We start from the raw sequence: 829 nt of genomic DNA, 5'->3' as shown, positions 1-829 counted from the left end.
TGTTCGGGGTTTATCGTAGCAGCTATCAGGCCTGGCGCCATCGAGTGAAAAAGCCCGATACTGAGCACATCAGGTTAAAAATTTTAGTCCGTGAAGCGTTTAACGAGGGCAACGGCTCCGCCGGCACACGAACGATTGCCGCCATGGTGACCGCCAAAGGCATACCATTAGGCCGATGGCGGGCAGGAAAATTAATGGCTGAACTGGTGCTGGTCCGTCGTCAGCAGCCAAAACACCGCTATTCACGTCAGGAACAAGAACATCTTGATATTCCTAACCATCTTGACCGTCAGTTCACGGTCACCGAGCCCAATCAAGTTTGGTGTGGTGATGTGACCTATATCTGGACAGGTAAATGTTGGGCCTATCTGGCCGTCGTACTTGACCTGTTTGCTCGTAAGCCCATTGGTTGGGCGATGTCTTTCTCTGCCAACTCTGAGTTGACAAAGAGAGCGTTGGAAATGGCGTTTGAATCAAGGAGGAAGCCACAAGGGGTCATGTTTCACAGTGATCAAGGTAGCCACTATACCCGCAAAGCGTTCAGACGGTTATTGTGGCGTTATGGTATCAAACAAAGCCTGAGCCGCCGAGGTAATTGCTGGGATAATAGCCCAATGGAGCGCTTTTTTAGGAGCTTAAAAAGTGAATGGGTTCCTGAAGAAGGATATTCAGATTTTAGAGAAGCCTTTCGTTCAATCACGAATTATATAACGGGTTATTATAGCCAGCTTCGCCCCCATGGGTACAACAATGGGTTGACACCCAACGAATCAGAACGATTATTTTGGGAAAACTCTAAGCTAGTGACCAATTTTTATTGACCACAACA

General features: G+C 47.9%; 1 protein-coding gene. It reads left to right on the top strand.

The annotated features are described in order from the left end of the window. On the top strand, positions 1–821 hold an 821-nt coding region (locus AM629_RS24905), incomplete at its 5' end, for an IS3 family transposase (RefSeq protein WP_054481793.1). Between the last annotated feature and the right edge of the window lie 8 nt (positions 822–829).

Source organism: Photorhabdus heterorhabditis, assembly GCF_001280945.1.
GTDB classification, from domain to species: Bacteria; Pseudomonadota; Gammaproteobacteria; order Enterobacterales; family Enterobacteriaceae; genus Photorhabdus; species Photorhabdus heterorhabditis.
This window is presented reverse-complemented; position numbering and strand designations above follow the sequence as displayed.